Raw genomic sequence first — 19,439 nt, forward strand, 5'->3', positions numbered from 1 at the left:
TGTCGTTCGGTCATTCGGGCAGGTCCAGGCCTGCCGCCGCGCAGTCCGCGCGCAGCAGGGCCAGTTCGTCGTCGGTGGCGTCCACCAGGGGCGGACGCACCGGCCCGGCGGGCAGGCCCATCGTGTTCAGGCCCGCCTTCACCAGGATGGTCCCCGGGCTGCGGAAGATCCCGGTGAACAGGGGCAGCAGCCGCCGGTGCAGGGTCAGCGCGGTGCCGGTGTCCCCCGCCTCGTACGCCTCGATCATCCGCTTGGCGAGCGCGCCGGTGAAGTGGGTCGAGGTGCCGACCAGGCCGACCCCGCCGACCGCCAGGGTGGGCAGGGTGAGCGCGTCGTCGCCGCTGTAGAAGGCGAGGTCGGTGCGGCTGGTCACCCAGCTGGTGGCGGTCAGGTCGCCCTTGGCGTCCTTGACCGCGACGATCCGCTCGTGCGCGGCGAGCCGCACCAGCGTCTCGGTCTCGATCGGCACCCCGGCCCGGTGCGGGATGTCGTACACCATCACCGGCAGGCCGGTGCCGTCGGCGACCGCGGTGAAGTGCCGCACCAGGCCGCGCTGCGGGGGCTTGCTGTAGTACGGCGTCACCACCAGCAGGCCGTGCGCCCCGGCCTTCTCCGCCGTGGCGGCCAGCTCGATGGTGTGCCGGGTGTCGTTGGTGCCCACCCCGGCCACCACCTGCGCCCGGTCACCGACCGCCTCCACCACCGCCCGGACCAGGGACTCCTTCTCCGCGTCAGTGGTGGTCGGCGACTCACCGGTGGTGCCGTTGACCACCAGCGCGTCGTTGCCCTGCTCGTCGACGAGGTACGTCGCCAGCCGTGCCACGCCGTCGAGGTCGAGGGAGCCGTCGGCGGTGAACGGTGTCACCAACGCGGTGAGCAGACGCCCGAAGGGGCGGGAGGTGGCCCGGTCGGGGGCGGCAGGGTGGTCGTGCGTCATGCTCACAACCTAGCGGACGAGCACCGGACGTCCGGTGGGGAAGGGCTCAGGACAGCTGTGCGTGCGGGCTCGTCGCCACCTCGGTGCCGTCGGGCAGGGTGGCGACGACGAAGTCGGCGAACACGTTCGGGGCGACCCGCTGGAGCTGCCGCAGGCACTCCACGGCCAGCTCACGGATCTCGACGTCGGCGTGCTCGGTGGCCCGCATCCCGATGAAGTGCCGCCAGGCCCGGTAGTTGCCGGTGACCACGATCCGGGTCTCGGTGGCGTTGGGCAGCACCGCCCGCGCCGCCTGCCGGGCCTGCTTGCGGCGCAGCGTCGGGTTGGGCTCGTCGGCGAACCGCTGCTCCAACCCCTCCAGCAGCTCGGTGTACGCCCGGACGCTCGCCTCGGCGGCCTCGACGAACCGCTTGTGCAGCTCCGGGTCGTCGGCGATCACCGCCGGCTCGACCATCGCCGCGTCCCGCTCCGGCACGTAGCGCTGGGAGAGCTGGGAGTAGGAGAAGTGCCGGTGCCGGATCAGCTCGTGGGTGAACGAGCGGGACACCCCGGTGAAGTAGAACGTCACGCTGCCGTGCTCCAGCACCGACAGGTGCCCGACCTCCAGGATGTGCGCCAGGTAGCCGGCGTTGGTGGCGGTCGCCGGGTTCGGCTTCTTCCAGCTCTGGTAGCAGGCCCGGCCGGCGAACTCGGCGAGCGCCTGGCCGCCCTCGGCGTCGGTCGACCACGGCACGTCGTCAGGGGCCTGGAACTGGGTCCACGCGATCAGCTGCACCTGGGGCTGCACCATCTCCGGCATTCCTGCGACTGTAGTGGCCCGACGGGCTGCGGGGAAACTCGGGCCACCGCGCTGACCAGCGAGATCATGGACAGTTCCGCCCCGGGGCGGCGACGGGTGGCCAACGTCTCCCCCGGCGGCGACGGGTCAGACGTAGAGGGCGGTGAACGGTGCCCAGGGCAGGTTGCGCACCACCGAGAAGGCCATCCAGACGGCGAGGAAACCGCCGATCACCGGGGAGCTGAGCCGCAGCTCGGGCAGTCGCCAGCCGAACGCCTGCCGGCCGGCCCAGGCGACGAAGAGGTAGGCCAGGAAGGGCACCGCGAAGACGAAGAGGAAGTGGTGCCGGGCGGCGGCCGGCAGGTCGGCGTGCAGCAGGTACCACAGCGCGCGGGTGCCCCCGCAGCCCGGACAGTCCAGCCCGGTGGTGAGCTTGAGCAGGCAGCTCGGCGGAGCGTCCGGATCGCTGGTGGTCGGGCCGCTGATGAGTGCGTACGCCATCCCGGCACCGACGCAGCCGAGCGCGGCCAGCGGCACCGCCCACCGCGGCGAACGGTCGTAGAGGCGGACCACGAGCCGGGTCAGGCGGTCCGGCTCGGGCTGCTGCCACGCCACCGGCGGCCCGGCCGACCACGACCCGGGCGGCATCGGATCGGTGTCCGGCCCGGCCGACCAGGAGCCGGGCGGCATCGGATCGGTGTCCTGCCCCGACCGGCCCGGCCCGGTCGGCCCGTCAACGCTCGTCACGGCCTCACGGTACACCGGTGAGGCGATGCAGCGCGGCGGCGAGCGGGGCCGCCAGGTCGCCCGCCGCCGGTGGGGCGACCGCGTCCAGACCGAGCCAGCCGGCGAGCCGGCGCAGCTCGGCGGCGAGCGCGACGGCCGTCTCCCCCGGGTCGACGCCGGGCTCCTGCCAGACCGCCGGCACCAGCAGCACCCCGGCCTTCCGGTCGGCCTTGAGGTCGACCCGGGCGGTGAACCGCTCGCCCTGCAGGAACGGCAGCACGTAGTAGCCGTGCACCCGCTGCGCGGCCGGCACGTAGATCTCGATCCGGTAGCCGAAGCCGAACAGCCGCTCGGTGCGGGCCCGCTCCCAGACCAGCGGGTCGAACGGGCTGACCAGGGTGTTGACGCGTACCCAGCGGGGCAGCCGGGCATCGACGTGCCGCCAGGCGGGCTGCCGCCACCCCGGCACCGTCACCGGCACCAGCTCGCCGGCCTCGACCAGCTCGGCGACGGCCTGCCGGGCACCGGCCAGCGGGAGCCGGAAGTAGTCCCGCAGCTCCGGCTCGGCGGCCACCCCGAGCGACCGGGCCGCCACCGCGACCAGGATGCGGTACGCCTCGGCGTCGGTCGGCGTGGGCGCGTCGAGGACGGCCGCCGGCAGCACCCGCGCGGGCAGGTCGTACCGGCGGGCGAAGGAGGGGGTACGGGTGGCGGCGGTGACCTCGCCGGCCCAGAACAGGAACTCCAGTGCCCGCTTCACCGCCGACCAGTTCCACCCCCAGTTGCCGGTCTCCCGGGGCGCGTCGTGCTCGATCTCGGCGGCGGTCAGCGGCCCCCGCGCGGCCACCTCGTCGCGGACCCAGGCGACCAGCTCGGGCTGCTCCTGGGCGATCCGCCGCATCCCGCCCCAGGCGTCGTCGCGGGCCTTGGCCATCCGCCACCGCAGCGCCGGGTGCAGCCCCACCGGGACCAGGGACGCCTCGTGCCCCCAGTACTCGAACAGCTCCCGGGGCGGGCGGTAGGCGGCGGTGTCGAGCAGGCTCGTCGGGTAGGGGCCGAGCCGGCTGTAGAGCGGCAGGTAGTGCGCGCGTTGCAGCACGTTCACCGAATCCATCTGGATCAGCCCGACCCGGTCGAGCACCCGGCGCAGGTGCCGGCGGGTGGGCGCCCCGGTGGGCGGCGGGTCGGCGAAACCCTGGGCGGCGAGCGCCATCCGCCGGGCCTGGGCGAGCGAGAGCGATTCCGGTGCGGCCATCGCCGACGACCCTAGACCAGCGGTACGACACCACACCGGGTACTGGACCGAACACCCGCCGGGGCATAGAACGGACACATGCTCACCATCCGCCGCGAGGAGCCGGACGACGCCGAGGCGATCGCCCGGGTGCACATCCACGGCTGGCAGGCCGGCTACGCCGGCTTCATGCCGGCCGAGGTGCTGGCCCGGCTCAACCCGGTGGCCTGGGCACAGCGCCGACGGGACGTGGGCACCGCCGACCCGGAGCACCCGTTCACCACCCTGCTCGCCGAGATCGACGGGGTGCCGGCCGGGTTCACCACCTTCGGCCCGTACCGCAGGAACCAGGACCGGGGCGACCTCGACCCGGCGTACGGCGAACTGCTGGCGATCTACGTGGAGCCGGCGCACTGGGGCGACGGCACCGCGCGGACCCTGCTCGCCGCCGCCCGGGACGGGCTGGCGGCACGCGGCTGGCGGGAGTACCGGGTCTGGGTGCTGGCCGACAACGCCCGCGCCCGCCGGTTCTACGAGCGGGCCGGCCTGTCAGCCGACGGCCGACGGTCCCGCTACCCGGTGCCGCTGGCCGGCGGCGGACCCCCGGTCCACCTCGACGAGCTGCGCTACACCGGCCGGCTCCCCGGCTGACCCGAGCGGAGGCGGCGGCCCGTCACCCCGGCCACCGACCGGGGCCGCCCAGGCCCGGACCGGCAGCAGCACCAGCAGCGCGAGGCTGATCCAGACGTAGGTGTTGCTGCCCAGGAAGCCGCCGACCCCGGTGAAGTCCTTCTCCCAGGCCCAGACGATCCGGCTGCACAGCAGCGCGTAGCCGACCACCGCCAGGGCGAGCAGCAGCCACCGCCGCAGACCGCCGGCGGGGGCGGCGACGGCGTTGTCGACCAGCAGGATCAGCGCCGGGATCAGCCAGACCAGGTGGTGCACCCAGGTGACCGGGCTGACCAGGCACATCACCGCGCCGGTCAGCGCCAGCCCGGTGGCCTCGTCGCCGACCGCCACGGCGGCCCGGCAGCGCCAGGCCCAGACGACCAGGGTGAGCAGCACCAGGACCAGCCAGGCCAGGGTGCTCGGATGCTCCGGGTTCAGCCGGGCCACCACCCCGCGCAGCGACTGGTTGGACACGAAGGCCAGCTCGCCCACCCGGTCGGTGTTCCACAGCGCCGACGTCCAGAACTCCCGGGCGGCGTCGGGGAAGAGACCGGCGGCGAGCAGGGTGGCCGCCGCCGCCGCGGCGACCGCGGTGCCGGCGGCCCGGAACCGCCGGGTGACCAGCAGATAGACGATGAAGACGCCCGGGGTCAGCTTGATCGCGGTGGCCAGCCCGACACCGACCCCGGCCCACCGGTTGCCGGCCGGCAGCAGCCGCAGCAGGTCCACCGCCACCAGGAAGAGCAGCAGCATGTTGACCTGGCCGAAGTTGACCGTCTCGCGCATCGGCTCGAACGCGGCGGCCAGGCAGAGCGCCACCGCCAGGGTGAACCAGCGGGTCCAGCCGGCCCGCCGGGCGACCGGGTCGAGCAGCCACCAGACCAGCACCGCGCTGACCACCACCGTGGCCGCCACGCTGACCGAGATCGCCACCGGCCACGGCAGGTAGGCCATCGGGAGCATCACCAGGGCCGCGAAGGGTGGGTAGGTGAAGCCGTACTGGGTGCCGGGCTTGAGGTAGTCGTAGATCTCGCCGTGGTCGTGGACCCAGAAGTGCAACGCCCCGTAGTAGACCTTGAGGTCGAAGAAACCGTGCCGGACGGCCGCCACGGAGAGGAAGGCGGTCACCGCGACGGCGAGCGCCACCACCGCGACGACCTGCCCGGTCGTCCGCCTGGCACCCTGCGCCACCGTCGCCTCCCTCGCTGTGGCCTAGGCTTTCGTGCCATGGCTCTGGGGTTCGTCCGCCCGGCGCGTCCGGAGGACGCCGCCGAGATCGCCCGTGTGCAGCTCGCGACCTGGCGGGTCGCGTACCGTCGACTGCTGCCCCGGCACGTGCTCGACAACCTGGACGAGGCGTGGCTCGCCCGGCGGTGGAGCGCGGCGGTGCAGGAGCCGCCCTCGGCCACGCACCGGGTGCTCGTCGCCGTGGAACAGGCCGAGCAATCCTATCTGGTGGGTTTCGCGGCTTCCGGGCCGGCGGACGCCGAGGCGCTCGCCCCGGGCGAGCCGCCGGCCGCGCTAGGGGCCGGCGTGGCGGCGGTGACCGACCTGCTGGTCGAACCGCGCTGGGGTCGGCGCGGGCACGGCAGCCGGCTGCTCGCCGCCGCCGTGGACGGCTGGCGGGCCGACGGGTTCACCCACGCGGTGGCCTGGGCGTTCGACGGGGACGAGGCGACCCGCAAGTTCCTCACCAGCACCGGCTGGGAGCCGGACGGCGCGGCCCGCGCGCTGGACGTCGACGACATGCTCGTCGGCCAGGTACGGCTGCACGTGGCGGTCCCCGCCGAGCCGACCGACACGCCCTGACCCGGCCGGTTCTGTCGGCCCGCCCTGGTAGACCGGAGGCGACAGGGTGCCACCGACGGTGAGGAGACGACCATGTTCCGGGAGACGAAGGCGTTCAGCGGGTTCTCGGCCGCCGACACCGACCGGGCGCGGGAGTTCTACGCCGACACCCTCGGCCTGCGGGTGTCGCAGCTCGGCGGCCCCGGCGGACTGCTGAAGCTGCACCTGGCCGGGGACCGGGACGTGGTGGTCTACCCGAAGGCCGACCACGTGCCGGCGACGTTCACCGTGCTCAACTTCCCGGTGCCCGACGTCGACCGGGCGGTCGACGAGCTGACCGCCCGGGGGGTGCGGTTCGCGCGGTACCCGGGGTTCCCGCAGGACGACCGGGGGATCATGCGCGACAACGGGCCGACGATCGCCTGGTTCACCGACCCGGCCGGCAACATCCTGTCGGTGATCGAGCAGGAGTGACGCCGTGGACGGGTCAGCGGCGCAGCTCGGCGACCACGGCCCGCTCTGCCGCCCGGCGGGGCGGGGTACGGCACGGCGGGGCGGGGCGGGGCGGGGCGACCGGACAGCGGGGCGGGGGGCGTTACGGCGCGGCGCGGCGGCCTAGTCGAGCAAGGCGTCCAGGCCGATGGTCAGGCCCGGTCGTTGCCGGACCGACCGCACCGCCAGCAGCACCCCCGGCATGAACGACACCCGGTCGTACGAGTCGTGCCGGATGGTCAACGTCTCGCCCAGGGTGCCGAACAGCACCTCCTGGTGGGCGAGCAGACCGGTGGAGCGGACCGCGTGCACGCGCACCCCGTCGACGTCGGCCCCCCGCGCGCCGGGCACCTCGTCCCTGGTGGCGTCGGGGGTCGGACCGAGACCGGCCTCGGCGCGGGCCTGGGCGACCAGCCGGGCCGTGTGGGTGGCGGTGCCGCTCGGCGCGTCGAGCTTGCGCGGGTGGTGCTGCTCGATGATCTCCACGGACTCGAAGTGCCGTGCCGCGCGGGCCGCGAACTGCATCATCAGCACCGCGCCGATGCCGAAGTTCGGTGCGATCACCACCCCGACGTCGGGCCGGTCGGCCAGCCAGCCGCGCACCTGGTCGAGCCGCTGCCCGGTGAAGCCGGTGGTGCCGACCACGGTGTGCACGCCGTGCTCGACGCACCAGCGCAGATTGTCCATCACGGCGTCCGGGGTGGTGAAGTCGACGACCACCTCGGCGGCGGCGAGGGCGGACAGGTCGTCGCCCTGGTCGACCGCCACCACCAGGTCCAGGTCACCGGCACCGTCGACGGCCCGGCACACCTCGGCGCCCATCCGGCCCCGGGCACCGAGCACACCGACCCGGATCGACCCGTCCCGGCCTTTCGTCTGCTCCTCAGTCACGGGGCACAACCTATCCCAATCGGGACGCGGCCCACCGCCGGACCACCACCGTCCCACACCCGCCACGCACCACGCCCCCGCCGGGCGGACCACCGCCCGCGCCGGGTCACCGCACCGCCGCCCGGGGCGGCAGCGGCTCAGCCGACGAAGTCGCGCTCCCCGAACGGCCCGACCACCGCCAGCGACATCGGCCGGCTCAGCAGCTCGGCGGCCAGGGTGTTCACGTCGGCCACGGTCACCGCGTCGACCCGGGCCAGCAGCTCGTCCACCGGCGTCAGGTCGCCGTAGAGCAACTCGCCCTTGGCCAGCCGGCTCATCCGGGAGCCGGTGTCCTCCAGGCCCAGCACGAACGAGCCCTTGCTCATCCCCTTGCCCCGGGCCACCTCCGCCTCGGTGAGCCCGTCGGCGGCCACCCGGGCCAGCTCGGCGCGGGTGAGCTGGAGCACCTCGTCGACCTTGCCCGGCGCGCAGCCGGCGTAGACGGCGAACAGCCCGCTGTCGGCGTACTGGCTGGCATAGGAGTAGACCGAGTAGGCCAGGCCACGGCGTTCGCGGATCTCCTGGAACAGCCGGCTGGACATCCCGCCGCCGAGGACGTTGTTGAGCACCCCGAGGGCGAACCGCCGGTCGTCGACCCGGTCGATGCCGGGGCAGCCGAGGATGACGTGCGCCTGCTCGGTCTCCTTCGGCTCGACCAGGACGGTGGCCGGCTTCGTGCGTACCGCCGGGGTGTTCGGCCGGGGCGTGCCCGGCTCGGCCGGGGCGGTGTCCAGCGGAGTGCCGTGCAGCGCCCGGCGGACCAGCCGGACCACGGCGGCGTGGTCGAGGTTGCCGGCGGCGGCGACGACGATCTGCGGCGCGGTGTAGCGGCGGCGGTAGAAGCCCTGGATCTGCCGGCGGGTCATCGGGGTGACCGTCTCCTCGGTGCCGGAGATCAACCGGCCGAGGGGGTGGCCACCGTAGACGGCCCGGGCGAACAGGTCGTGCACCTCGTCGCCGGGCTCGTCGTCGTGCATGGCGATCTCTTCGAGGATGACCCCGCGCTCGGTCTCCACGTCGGCCGGCTCCAGCAGCGAGTCGGCGACCGCGTCGCACATCACGTCGATCGCCAGCGGCAGGTCCGCGTCCAGCACGCGGGCGTAGTAGCAGGTGTATTCCTTGGTGGTGAAGGCGTTGGTCTCACCGCCCACCGCCTCGATCTCCGAGGAGATCTCCAACGCGGTGCGCTTGTGGGTGCCCTTGAAGAGCAGGTGCTCCAGGAAGTGCGCGGCCCCCGCCTGCGGGCCGGTCTCGTCGCGCGAACCGACGGCTACCCAGATACCGAACGAGACACTGCGCACCGTCGGGATCGCCTCGGTGAGCACCCGCAGGCCGCTCGGCAGGACGGTCCGCCGCACGGTGCCGCCCAACGGGTCGTCACTGATCGTGCGGGTGACCGCCCGGGACGCCGTGCCGGCGCGACCGGCCGGCCCGGCGGTGGCGTGCCGGACGACACCGGGCGGGGTCACCGGCCGTCGAGCCGGGGGGAACGGCGAACGGCTCACGCGGACCTGCTCTCCGTGCGACGAGGGGTGGGAGGGAGACGCACCGGCCGGGTGACGACGTCGTCGTCACCCGGCCGGTCACTGCTCAGCTGTGCCGGGTACGCCGACGCGGACGCTCGCCGCCGTCGCCACCCTCGCCGCCACCCGGGCCGCGCTCGCCGCGCTCCGGGGCACGACCACCCCGGTCGCCGCCCCGGTCACCGCGGTCCCGCGGACCCCGGTCACCACCGCGGCCGGCCGGGCGGTCGCCACCGGCGGCCTCACCGGCCTCACCGGCGGCCGGCGCCTCGGCGCCCTCCGGACGGACCTTGTCCAGGTAGATCTTGCCGCGGGCGTCGATGTCCGCGATCTCCACCTCGACCTTGTCACCGACGTTGAGGAAGTCCTCGACCCGCTCGACCCGCTTGCCGTCGCCCACCTTGGAGATGTGCAGCAGGCCGTCCCGGCCGGGCAGCAGCGAGATGAACGCCCCGAACGCGGCGGTCTTGACCACCGTGCCGAGGAACCGCTCGCCGGCCTTGGGCAGGGTCGGGTTGGCGATCCCGTTGATCCGGTCCACGGCGGCCTGCGCCGACGGGCCGTTGGTCGCGCCGACGTAGATCGTGCCGTCGTCCTCGATGGAGATCTCGGCGCCGGTCTCGTCCTGGATGGCGTTGATGGTCTGCCCCTTCGGGCCGATCACCATGCCGATCTTGTCCACCGGGATCTTGACGGTGGTGACCCGTGGCGCGTAGTCCGACATCTCGGCCGGCGACTCGATCGCCGCCTGCATCACGCCGAGGATGGTCTGCCGGGCCTCGTTCGCCTGCTGGAGCGCGGCGGCGAGCACGTCCGACGGGATGCCGTTGAGCTTGGTGTCGAGCTGGAGCGCGGTGACGAACTCCGGCGTGCCGGCGACCTTGAAGTCCATGTCACCGAACGCGTCCTCGGCGCCGAGGATGTCGGTCAGCGTCACGTACTGGGTCTTGCCGTCCACCTCGTCGGAGATGAGGCCCATCGCGATGCCGGCCACCGGCGCCTTGAGCGGCACACCGGCCGACAGCAGCGCCAGCGTCGAGGCGCAGACCGACCCCATAGAGGTCGAGCCGTTGGAGCCGAGCGCCTCGGAGACCTGCCGGATCGCGTACGGGAACTCCTCGCGCGTCGGCAGCACCGGCAGCAACGCCCGCTCGGCCAGCGCGCCGTGGCCGATCTCCCGCCGCTTCGGCGAACCGACCCGGCCGGTCTCCCCGGTCGAGTACGGCGGGAAGTTGTAGTTGTGCATGTAGCGCTTGCGGTTCTCCGGCGAGAGGGTGTCCACCATCTGCTCCATGCGCAGCATGTTCAGCGTGGTGACGCCGAGGATCTGGGTCTCGCCCCGCTCGAACAGCGCGGAACCGTGCACCCGGGGCAGCACGCCGACCTCGGCGGTCAGCGCCCGGATGTCCCGCGGGCCCCGGCCGTCGATGCGGACCTGCTCGCGCAGCACCCGGTTGCGGACCTCGGACTTGGTCAGCGACCGGAAGGCCGCGGACAGCTCCTTCTCCCGGCCCTCGAACCGGCCGCCCAGCTCCTCGGCGACCTTGGCCTTGATCCGGTCCAGGGCCTCCTCGCGGTCGGCCTTGCCGGCGATCTGGAGGGCCTCGGCCACCTCGGCGCGGACCAGCTCGGCCACCGCCTGGTAGGCGTCGTCCTGGTAATCCAGGAAGACCGGGAACTCGGTGACCGGCTTGGCGGCCACCTCGGCCAGCTCGCTCTGCGCCCGGCACAGCTCGCGGATCGCCGGCTTGGCGGCCTCCAGGCCACTGGCGACGATCTCCTCGGTCGGGGCGGTCGCGCCGCCCGCGATCAGGGCCACGGCGTTCGGCGTCGCCTCGGCCTCGACCATCATGATCGCGACGTCGCCGTCGTCGAGCGCACGGCCGGCGACCACCATGTCGAAGGTGGCGCGGGCCAGCTCCTCCAGGGTCGGGAAGGCCACCCACTGGCCGTCGACGTGGGCCACCCGGGTCGCCCCGATCGGGCCGGAGAACGGCAGGCCGGACAGCTTCGTCGACATCGAGGCCGCGTTGATCGCGACCACGTCGTACGGGTGCTGCGGGTCGAGCGCGAGGACGGTCTCGACGACCTGGACCTCGTTGCGCAGGCCCTTGACGAACGACGGGCGCAGCGGCCGGTCGATCAGCCGGCAGGTGAGGATCGCGTCCTCGCTGGGCCGGCCCTCGCGGCGGAAGAACGAACCGGGGATCCGGCCCGCGGCGTACATCCGCTCCTCGACGTCGACGGTCAGCGGGAAGAAGTCGAACTGCTCCTTCGGGTGCTTACCGGCGGTGGTGGCGGAGAGGACGACCGTCTCGCCGAGCTGGGCGACGACGGAGCCGGCGGCCTGCCGGGCCAGCCGGCCGGTGGAGAAGGTGATCTCACGGGTGCCGAACGACCCGTTGTCGATCACGGCGGTACGGGATTCGGTGCCGAGGTTGGTCTCGGTCATGTGCGGCGGTACTCCTTCGCGTCGTGGGCCCACGACACCGGAGCTGCTCAGACGGCCGGTCTTCGATCGAAGCGCCCGGGTGGCCGGCATGATGCCGGGTTGCCCGGGGGCCACTACCGGAGACCGGTACGCTGACCGGCTCCCTGTCGGGTGGTCGCGCGGCCCTCTTCTTCTGGTGGTGCGCGGAACGGGGGAGCGACCCGGTGGCCGCTCCCCCGTCACGTCATCGGCGCAGGCCGAGCCGCTCGATGAGCGACCGGTAGCGGTTGATGTCCTTCTTCTGGACGTAGTTGAGCAGCCGGCGGCGCCGACCGACCAGCAGCAGCAGCCCGCGGCGGCTGTGGTGGTCGTGCTTGTGCACCTTCAGGTGCTCGGTCAGCTCCGCGATCCGCTTGGTGAGGACCGCGACCTGCACCTCCGGCGAACCGGTGTCGCCCTCGGCGGTCGCGTACTCCGAGCGGATCTTGGCCTTGGCTTCCTGGTCGAGCGCCATGTTCTCCCTGTTTCGGTGGGTTGACAACTGATGTCCGTCGTACGGATCCGAGTGGACCGGGGACGGACGAACCTCGCACCCGCGGCGTCGTGCAGGCACGCGAGGCCCCGCGTCGGTCATCCGACGTCACCGCCACCTTACCAGCCCGTCGCGGAACCGCCCGGTCAAGGCCCACGCGCCGGCCCCGACGGCGCATCCCGGCCAGGCTGCCGAGGACGCCGGCCCGCCGACGGCCCGACCGGTCAGGCGACGGCCCGGCGGGTCCGCTCGACGTCCTCGGCCATCTGGACGAGGAGCGGCTCGATCGCGTCGTAGCGGATCTGGCCGCGCAGGTGGGCGGCGAAGTCCAGGGCGACGTGCTCGCCGTACAGGTCGCCGGAGAAGTCCAGGACGTGCGCCTCGACCCGGCGCTCCCGGCCGGCGAACGTCGGGTTGGTGCCGATCGAGATGGCCGCCGGCAGCCGCTCGGTACCCCCGCGCACCAGCCAGCCGGCGTAGACCCCGTCGGCGGGCACCGCCGCGTGCGGCGGGCAGCGCAGGTTGGCGGTGGGGAAGCCCAGTTCCCGGCCGCGCTGGTCGCCGAGGACCACCACCCCTTCGAGCCGGTGCGGTCGGCTGAGCACCGCCGCTGCCGCCGCCACGTCACCCGCCTCGACCCGGGACCGGATGTACGTCGAGGAGAAGACCGTCCCGGCGGCGGCGACCAGCGGGGCGTGCTCCACCTCGAAGCCGGAGTCGCGGCCGAGCCGTTCCAGCAGCTCGACGTTCCCGGCGGCCCGGTGCCCGAACCGGAAGTTGTCCCCCACCACCACCAGCGCGACGTGCAGGTGCTCGACCAGGATGTCGTGCACGAACGCCTCGGGCGACAGCCGGGAGAGCTCTTTGGTGAACGGCACCACACAGAGCACGTCGACCCCGAGCGCCTCGATCAGCTCGGCCTTGCGGGCGGGCTCGGTGAGCACGGCCGGGTGCGAGCCGGGGCGGACCACCTCGACGGGGTGCGGGTCGAAGGTCACCACCACCGAGCCGATGCCCAGGTCCCGGGCGCGGGCCACGGCGTGCCCGATGGTCGCCTGGTGCCCCCGGTGCACGCCGTCGAAGACGCCGATGGTGACGACCGACCGCCCCCACCCACCGGGCGTCGCCTCGTACCCCCGCCACCGCTGCATGCCGCTCCTCCCCTGCTCCGCCGCTGACCGGCCCACCGTGCCCACCACCACCGCCGGGCCGTCCCGGCCGCTGTCCCCGCTCGTCGCGCCGTGCCGTCCGTCGCCGACCCACCCGCCGCCGTCGGCGCTGGTCGGCGACCGGTCAGGCCGGGGCGAGCACGATCTCCGCCCGGGCCCGGCCGTCCCGCTCGCTGACGATAGCGATCAGGCCGCCGTCCGGTCCGAAGACGGCGTACGGCCCGGCGATGCCCACCGGGTCGAGCGGGCCACCGTGCGAGAGCACCCGCGCCTCGTCGACCCCGGCGTCCCGGCGGGGGAAGTACCGGCCGGCGGCGGTGTCCAGGGGCAGGTTGACCACCTCGGGCGCCCGCTCCTCCAGGGCGGCGAGGGTGGCCGCCTCGGCGAGGGTGAAACTGCCCACAGCGGTCCGCCGCAGCGCGGTGAGGTGCCCGCCGACGCCCAACGACCGGCCGGCGTCGCGGGCCAGCGCCCGGATGTACGTCCCCGACGAGCAGGTGACGTCGATGTCGACGTCGACCACGTCCGGGGCGTCCCGACGGATGGCCAGCACGTCCAGCCGGTGCACGGTGACCCGGCGGGCGGGTAGGTCGACGCTCTCCCCGTCCCGGACCCGCTTGTACGCCCGCTCACCATTGATCTTGATAGCGCTGACCGCGCTGGGCACCTGGTCGATCTCGCCGGTCAGCGGCCCGAACGCGGCCCGGATCGCGGCGTCGGTCAGCTCACCGGCCGGCGTGCTGGTGAGCACGTCACCCTCGGCGTCGTCGGTGACGGTGGACTGGCCGAGCCGGACCGTCGCGGTGTAGCTCTTGCCGGCCCCGATCACGTACGTCAGCAGGCGGGTGGCCCGGCCCACCCCGATCACCAGCACCCCGGTGGCCATCGGGTCGAGGGTGCCGCCGTGCCCGACCCGGCGGGTCCGGGCCAACCGGCGGATCCGCGCCACCACGTCGTGCGACGTCATGCCGCCGGGCTTGTCGACCACGATCAGACCGTCACCGTTCACGACCGCCAAGCCTGCCAGACGGGCCGGCCGCCCCCGTCACCGCACGGCGACGACCGCGACCACGACACCCGCCACGCACCACGGCACCGTGCCCGACGGGCGGTCCCGCCCTGCTCAGCCGCGTACCGCGCCGACCACCGCCCAGCCGCCGGAGCGCAGCCGCAACAGCAGGGCGACCAGCCGCAACAGCACGAAGAGGGTCAGCCCGGCCCAGATGCCGCCCAGGCCCAGATCGAACGCGTAGGTCAGCCAGATCGCCGGCAGGAATCCGCCGAACGCCGCGACGATCGTCAGGTTGCGCAGGTAACGCACGTCCCCCGCGCCGATCAGCACCCCGTCGAGGGCGAACACCACGCCGCCGAGCGGTTGCAGGGCCACCAGCCAGGGCCAGGCGACCATGGCCTGTTCGCGTACCCGGGCATCGGAGCTGAACAGGCCGGGCACGACGCCGGCCCCGACGGCGATGAGCACCGCGAACGTCACTCCGCAGGCGGCCCCGAGCAACGCGAGGCGGCGGGCCAGGGCGCGGGCGCCGGCCGCGTCGCCCGCCCCGAGCGCCGCGCCGACCAGCGCCTGCCCGGCGATCGCCAGGGCGTCGAGCAGCAGGGCGGTGAGGAACCACAGTTGTACGGCGATCTGGTGCGCGCCGACCGACGCCGCGCCGAACCGGGCCGCGACAGCGGTGGCGGACAGGAAGCTGGCCTGGAAGGCGACGCCCCGGACCAGCAGGTCCCGGCTGAGCATGAGCTGCTGGCGGAGCACCGCGGGACGGGGACGCAGCGCCACCCGCTCGCTGATCAACGCGGCGACGAACAGCCCACCGGCGACGGTCTGGGCGAACGCGTTGGCGACCGCCGAACCGGTCAGCCCCCAGCCGACGGGATAGACCAGCACCGGGCAGAGCAGCGCGGAGAGCAGGTTGGGGCCGAGCACGAACCACAGCGGCCGGCGGGTGTCCTGCACCCCGCGCAGCCAGCCGTTGCCGGCGGCGGCGAGGAGCAGGCCGGGAGCGCCGAGCGCGGCGACCCGCAGCCACCGCTCGGCCGCCTCGGCCACCTCTCCCGGCCCGGCGAGGAGGTCGGCCAGCGGGCCGGCGCCGAGCTGCATGCCGAGCGCGACCAGCAGCCCCACCCCGAACGCCAGCCAGGAGGCCTGGACACCCTCGGCCACCGCGGCGGACCGGTCCCCCGAGCCGAACCTGCGGGCCGCCCGCCCGGTGATCCCGTACGCCAGCACGGTGCCCAACCAGGCGATCAGGGTCAGCACCGTGCCACCGACGGCCAGCGCGGCGAGCGCCACCCGGTCGAGGTGCCCGGCCACGGCGGTGTCGACCAGGACGTAGAGCGGCTCGGCGGCGAGCACCACGAGGGCGGGCAGCGCCAGCGCGGCGATCCGGCGCGGCGCGGCGACCGTGGGTGGGGTGACGGAGGTGGTCATCGGAGCCGATCCTGCCATGATCAGGTAAGGATCACAATAGGTGTCATTCCTTACGTGAGCGAACTCGGCAGAACGGTCGAGCGAGCAGCCTTCCGGCACGTCGTCGCGCCATTCCCGGAAACAGATACCGATAGCCGAAAACAGGAACGCCGCCGCCCGACGGCGGCGGCGAAACGGATGGCGAGGGTCCAGCGGAACCACCGGACCGGCGGTCGCCCAGTCGTCGGCTGAACTCGCCCGTGCCGGGCGTCGGCGACGGCGCGGAATGCGCGTGCGTGACCGCGGCGGGCAGGGGCGGCACGGAAGGAGCCCGGGTTCCCAGCACGGTGGTCAGCCGGCACCACGCGCCTGCCCGGACACGCTGTTTCGCCGCCGGGAACCTCGGCGTACCGGCCAGGGCGTCGCACCCGGCGGCCGGGACCACACGCGGAGCCGGCGACCGTCGCCCGACCGTGGCCCCTTCGGGGGCGGAAGGCGCCGCCACCCGCCCCGGCCAGGTCGTCCCGCCGCCGGGACGGCCGGGGCGGGACACCGCTGCGCACCCCGGAGGGGATCGTCACAGCCACCGAGGCGGACGGCGCTGCCGCGCGCCCCGGGGATCGTCACAGCCACCGAGGCGGACGGCGCTGCCGCGCGCCCCGGGGATCGTCACACCGCCCGGGGCCACCGGCGGCCCGCGCGACGTGGTCAGCGCGGCGGCCGTCGACCTCGGGGTCGAGCATCCTCTGACAGGGGTCGAGCATCCTCTGACGGGAGCGTCGGAGCAGGAGTGCCGGCCCCGAACAGGCGTCGCCGTCATGAGCTGGACCGTCCGGCGGCAGGAAGACCCACCGGCGGCCCGCGGTGACGCCGACGAGTCGGCGTCACCCTCGGTAGGTCAGTTCACTGCCGGGTGTCCATCGAGGTCTGCAACGCGCGACGCATCTGCTCGCGGGCCTCGTCGGTGGTCTCGGTCTTGGGCTTGGTCGCCATGGCGGTGTCCTTCCAGGGTGCGGGTCACCGGAACAGGTGGCCCCACGGGCGGTCCTGCTGAGCGCCGGGAGGGCGGCCCGGGATCACCGGAACGGCTCGCCTGGCAGCGTGAGCCCGGGTCGGTCAGACCCTGGAGGGAGGCGGCACCGGGTGTGGCACCACCGCCCACGACCTGCGTCGCGACGCGACGTCGGCCTTTCCCAAGTTAACGTTTACTTTCCACATGCTGTCCACTCTTCCCGCCATCTGGACGGGAGGGGAGGAACCGGTCCGGGCGACCCCGCCGGTGACCGAGCCACCCGCGCGCAGGCCGCTGACGAGCCACCCACGCGCAGGCCGCTGACGAGCCATCCGCGCGCAGGCCGCCGCCATCGGCAGCGCGGGAGAGCAGGCAATCCGCACGTGTCGACCCCATACCGGCCTTCGACACGTCGACGGGCGGGCAGCAGCATCGACGCTGGTGCTCGACGACACCGGGGTCCGACCGCGCACGGGATCGGCGGCGACGCGGCTCGACGACACCGGGACGACAGCCGCGACACGGCGACAGTCAGCGGGACCGCTGGCCCGGTGGCGGATGGTTGACGCTCAGCGGGCCAGGAAGTGCCAGCCCAGCCACCACCAGAACCCGAACAGTCCGATCCGGCCGACCGGCACCGGGCCGACCTCGTACCGCATCACGTAGGCGCAGACGTCGCCCAGGGACGGAATCCGGGAGCCCTCCCGACGGGCGGCCCATTCGACCGCCGCGAACATCACCAGCGAGGCGAGGAACCCGCTGATGGCGAGGGTACGCATCATCGCCGCACCAACCCCCAGAACGCGGCCAACCAGGCGAACCAGGCCGCCGAGCGGACCAGCTCGTCCTCTAGCAGCGGGTCGGCCAGCCGGGAGAAGGTGGGAAAGTCGTCCCCGACCGACATCACGAAGGTGGCACCTTCGAGGACACCGAACACCGCCGCCGGGAGCAGCCACCACACGGCGCCCCGGCCCAGCCGGCGCGGTGCCGGACGACGCTGCACCCGGTTGCCCAGGCCGAGCCAGATCAGCGCACCACCGGTGCTCAGCGTCCAGAGGTTGGCCTGGGCGGAGAACGACGGAAACTGCCCGCCGACCAGGGAGATGCAGGCCAGCACCGGCACGGTGACCACCGGCCTGTCCCAGGTACGGGAGGCTTCCAGGGCGATCTCGTGCGGCTGTTCCATCGTCCGATTCTCCCCGGGCTCACCCTGTGCGGGAAGGCCGACACCCGTCGACATCGGCGCGGCTCCCCGTCAGGGCACCGGGCAGCTCAGCTCGGATGAGGGCGATGACCTGCTCGGCGTCGCCGCGTCCGGTGAACCCGGCGGCGAAGCGGTGACCTCCGCCACCCAGCGCCACCGCCACCGCGCTCACGTCGACCGCTCCCTTGCTCCGCATCGACACCGCCCACTCGTCCGGCCCGACCTGCTTGAGCACACACGCGACGTCCGCCTCGGCGGTGCACCGCACCGAGTCGATCAGTGACTCCAGCACGTACGGTCGCTGGTCGTGCCGGGTCAGGTCGTCGAGGGTGGCCTGCGTCCAGACCAGGCCGTGACCGGCGGCGGCCTCCGGTTCGAGCCGGGACCGGCCCAGCACCTCGCCGAAGAGCCGGACCGCGCCGAACGGCCGGGTGTCGAAGACCTCGCGGGAGATGTCACCGGGGCGCAGGCCGGTGGCGAGGAGCCGGGCGGCGAGCTGGTGCACCTCCGGCGTGGTCGCCGCGAACCGGAACGAGCCGGTGTCGGTGGTCAGCGCGACGTAGAGGCCCGCCGCGATCTCCGCGTCCAACGGCACGTCGAGCCGGGCGAGCAGCTGGGCGGCGACGACCGAGGTGGCCGCCGCGCCCGGGTCCACCAGGCGCACCGTACCGAAACCGGTGTTCGAGGCGTGGTGGTCGAGGACCACCGCCGTGCCGGCGGTGTCGAGCCGGTCCACCAGGTCACCGAGGCGCGACTCCGCCGCCGCGTCGAAGCAGATCACCAGATCCGGATCGGGGTACGCCTCCGTCGCCGGCACCAGCAGGTCGATCCCGGGTAGCCAGCGGAACGGCTCCGGCACCTCGGGCGGCCCCGGAAAGGTGGCCTGCAACCGTCGTACGCCGAGCCGGCGCAGGCCCAACCCGAAGCCGAGCATGCTGCCCAGCGCGTCACCGTCCGGATTGACGTGACAGATCAACAGCACCCGGGCATCGGCCGGCAGGCCGCGTACCGCCGCGACGGCGGCGGCCCAGTCGTCGTCGCCGGGGCCGGTGGACGGCGAACCGGTGCGGAGCCCGTCGGCTGTGCCCGGGGCGGCGGTCACCGTCGGTCCGTCACGGACGGGTCGGCGTCGGCGTCGGCGTCGGCGTCGGCGTCGACGGCGTTGTCCGCGTCGACCCGGTACGGCTGGGCGTCGCCCGCGTACTTTGCCTGCGCGGCCAGCCGCTGCACCTCGGCGTCGGCGTTGCGGGCCTGCGCGAGCAGGTCGTCGATCTGCTTGACCTGGTCCTGTACGTCGTCCAGGGCGAAGGTCAGCGAGGGCGAGTGGCGCAACCCCAGGGCCTTGCCGACCGTGCTGCGCAGCATCCCCTTGGCGCTCTCCAGCGCGGCGGTGGTGCTCGCCTGGGCCGTCGCGTCACCGAGCACGGTGTAGAAGACGGTGGCGTCGCGAAGGTCGGCGGTGATCCGGGCATCGGTGATGGTGATCATCCCCAGCCGGGGGTCCTTGATCTGGCTCCGCACCACCGAGGCGACCAGTTCGCGGATCCGCTCGGCGTGCCGGCGAACCTTGGCCGGATCAGTCATGTCCC

At 73.8% G+C, this 19,439-nt stretch carries 19 protein-coding genes; 3 read left to right on the plus strand and 16 right to left on the minus strand.

Annotated elements, in window-relative coordinates:
* Positions 1-10: 10 nt before the first annotated feature.
* The 4 genes from dapA to GA0070623_RS10790 all read right to left on the minus strand — a co-directional run bounded on the left by dapA (position 11) and on the right by GA0070623_RS10790 (position 3,696).
* Positions 11-937 carry a 4-hydroxy-tetrahydrodipicolinate synthase gene (gene dapA / locus GA0070623_RS10775; protein WP_067302657.1) on the minus strand — a complete coding sequence of 309 codons (927 nt, stop codon included), beginning with the start codon at positions 935-937 and terminating at the stop codon, positions 11-13.
* A gap of 46 nt (positions 938-983) precedes the next feature.
* On the minus strand, positions 984-1,727 hold the full coding sequence (gene thyX / locus GA0070623_RS10780) for an FAD-dependent thymidylate synthase (RefSeq protein ID WP_067302752.1): 744 nt from the start codon (positions 1,725-1,727) through the stop codon (positions 984-986).
* A 135-nt stretch (positions 1,728-1,862) separates the two neighbouring features.
* Positions 1,863-2,405, minus strand: a complete 543-nt coding sequence (locus tag GA0070623_RS10785) for a DUF2752 domain-containing protein (RefSeq protein ID WP_084261074.1) — start codon at positions 2,403-2,405, stop codon at positions 1,863-1,865.
* Between the two features lie 61 nt (positions 2,406-2,466).
* On the minus strand, positions 2,467-3,696 hold the full coding sequence (locus tag GA0070623_RS10790; RefSeq protein ID WP_067302649.1) for a winged helix-turn-helix domain-containing protein: 1,230 nt from the start codon (positions 3,694-3,696) through the stop codon (positions 2,467-2,469).
* Between the two features lie 78 nt (positions 3,697-3,774).
* Between GA0070623_RS10790 and GA0070623_RS10795 the strand changes: the two genes are divergently transcribed.
* Entirely contained in the window at positions 3,775-4,326 is a 552-nt protein-coding gene (locus GA0070623_RS10795) for a GNAT family N-acetyltransferase (RefSeq protein WP_067302647.1), read from the plus strand.
* On the opposite strand, the gene GA0070623_RS10800 is transcribed toward GA0070623_RS10795, so the two are convergent.
* Positions 4,225-5,535 carry a glycosyltransferase 87 family protein gene (locus GA0070623_RS10800; protein WP_067302644.1) on the minus strand — a complete coding sequence of 437 codons (1,311 nt, stop codon included), beginning with the start codon at positions 5,533-5,535 and terminating at the stop codon, positions 4,225-4,227. The genes GA0070623_RS10795 and GA0070623_RS10800 overlap by 102 nt on opposite strands.
* 36 nt (positions 5,536-5,571) lie before the next feature.
* On the opposite strand from GA0070623_RS10800, the gene GA0070623_RS10805 reads away from it, so the two are divergent.
* Positions 5,572-6,153, plus strand: coding sequence for a GNAT family N-acetyltransferase (locus GA0070623_RS10805; RefSeq protein ID WP_067302640.1), 582 nt, complete (start codon positions 5,572-5,574; stop codon positions 6,151-6,153).
* Between the two features lie 72 nt (positions 6,154-6,225).
* A complete protein-coding gene (locus GA0070623_RS10810; protein WP_067302637.1) occupies positions 6,226-6,606 on the plus strand; it encodes a VOC family protein in 381 nt (126 codons plus the stop codon).
* 141 nt (positions 6,607-6,747) lie between these two features.
* On the opposite strand, the gene dapB is transcribed toward GA0070623_RS10810, so the two are convergent.
* From dapB to rbfA, 11 genes are all read right to left on the minus strand, one after another.
* On the minus strand, positions 6,748-7,515 hold the full coding sequence (gene dapB / locus GA0070623_RS10815; protein WP_067302633.1) for a 4-hydroxy-tetrahydrodipicolinate reductase: 768 nt from the start codon (positions 7,513-7,515) through the stop codon (positions 6,748-6,750).
* A gap of 137 nt (positions 7,516-7,652) precedes the next feature.
* Positions 7,653-9,023 (minus strand): M16 family metallopeptidase, encoded by a 1,371-nt coding sequence (locus GA0070623_RS10820; protein WP_089004004.1) that lies wholly within the window; start codon positions 9,021-9,023, stop codon positions 7,653-7,655.
* Between the two features lie 121 nt (positions 9,024-9,144).
* On the minus strand, positions 9,145-11,529 hold the full coding sequence (locus GA0070623_RS10825) for a polyribonucleotide nucleotidyltransferase (protein WP_067302627.1): 2,385 nt from the start codon (positions 11,527-11,529) through the stop codon (positions 9,145-9,147).
* Positions 11,530-11,752: 223 nt separating this feature from the next.
* Complete coding sequence (gene rpsO / locus GA0070623_RS10830) at positions 11,753-12,022, minus strand: 30S ribosomal protein S15 (protein ID WP_067302624.1); 270 nt, start codon at positions 12,020-12,022, stop codon at positions 11,753-11,755.
* A 242-nt stretch (positions 12,023-12,264) separates the two neighbouring features.
* Positions 12,265-13,191: a bifunctional riboflavin kinase/FAD synthetase gene (locus tag GA0070623_RS10835; RefSeq protein WP_067302618.1), complete on the minus strand. Its 927-nt coding sequence runs from the start codon at positions 13,189-13,191 to the stop codon at positions 12,265-12,267.
* A 142-nt stretch (positions 13,192-13,333) separates the two neighbouring features.
* Positions 13,334-14,218: a tRNA pseudouridine(55) synthase TruB gene (gene truB, locus GA0070623_RS10840; protein WP_067302615.1), complete on the minus strand. Its 885-nt coding sequence runs from the start codon at positions 14,216-14,218 to the stop codon at positions 13,334-13,336.
* 114 nt (positions 14,219-14,332) lie between these two features.
* Positions 14,333-15,655 (minus strand): MATE family efflux transporter, encoded by a 1,323-nt coding sequence (locus GA0070623_RS10845; protein ID WP_067302612.1) that lies wholly within the window; start codon positions 15,653-15,655, stop codon positions 14,333-14,335.
* Positions 15,656-17,215: 1,560 nt separating this feature from the next.
* Complete coding sequence (locus GA0070623_RS10850; protein WP_172898506.1) at positions 17,216-17,425, minus strand: DUF6186 family protein; 210 nt, start codon at positions 17,423-17,425, stop codon at positions 17,216-17,218.
* Positions 17,425-17,832, minus strand: coding sequence for a hypothetical protein (locus tag GA0070623_RS10855; RefSeq protein ID WP_067315727.1), 408 nt, complete (start codon positions 17,830-17,832; stop codon positions 17,425-17,427). The genes GA0070623_RS10850 and GA0070623_RS10855 overlap by 1 nt, the downstream gene beginning before the upstream one ends.
* 19 nt (positions 17,833-17,851) lie before the next feature.
* The gene (locus GA0070623_RS10860) at positions 17,852-18,952 is read right to left on the minus strand and encodes a DHH family phosphoesterase (protein ID WP_067315724.1); all 1,101 of its coding nucleotides are present in this window, start codon (positions 18,950-18,952) and stop codon (positions 17,852-17,854) included.
* The gene (rbfA, locus tag GA0070623_RS10865) at positions 18,949-19,434 is read right to left on the minus strand and encodes a 30S ribosome-binding factor RbfA (protein WP_067315721.1); all 486 of its coding nucleotides are present in this window, start codon (positions 19,432-19,434) and stop codon (positions 18,949-18,951) included. The genes GA0070623_RS10860 and rbfA overlap by 4 nt, the downstream gene beginning before the upstream one ends.
* Positions 19,435-19,439 lie beyond the last annotated feature (5 nt).

Source organism: Micromonospora rifamycinica, assembly GCF_900090265.1.
Taxonomy (GTDB): domain Bacteria; phylum Actinomycetota; class Actinomycetes; order Mycobacteriales; family Micromonosporaceae; genus Micromonospora; species Micromonospora rifamycinica.